Below are 458 nucleotides of genomic sequence, written 5' to 3'. Positions count from 1 at the left end.
ACCGGCACCGCAACTGTTCCGGCACCGTCCGACGACGTCTACAAAGATGCCGGTTCCGTGCAGGCAACGATCACCAGTGCCACTGGTGGCAACTTCGAGAACCTGGTACCGAGCACTGCTCCAGCCGTCACGACTGTCACCGACACCATCGACACTTCGACCGTCAAACTGACTGCTGATACTTCGGTGGCTGAAGGCGGCACCGTGACTTACACCGCCACCGTCGGTGCGCCTGTTACCGGTTCGCCTGTTGTGGTGACTCTGGCCAACGGTCAGACCATCACCATCGGCGTTGGTCAGACTACTGGCACCGCAACCGCTGTCGCTTCGAACGATGCGCTGACCGGCAACGCGCCGATCACCAACTCGATCACTGGCGTGAGCGGCGGCAATTTCGAAGATCTGGTGGCGGACAAAACTCCGGTCTCGACTTCTGTCACCGACGTTACCGACACCAC

1 protein-coding gene is annotated in these 458 nt (G+C 60.5%); it reads left to right on the top strand.

The genetic code is table 11. The annotated features are described in order from the left end of the window. The coding region (locus AC4IHP_RS27830) for an immunoglobulin-like domain-containing protein (protein WP_490833287.1) at nt 1-458 on the top strand (458 nt) is incomplete at both ends.

It is taken from the genome of Pseudomonas sp. UF-293, assembly GCF_058245595.1.
The sequence above is the reverse complement of the archived record's forward strand: the minus strand, read 5'-3'. Positions and strand labels throughout refer to the sequence as shown.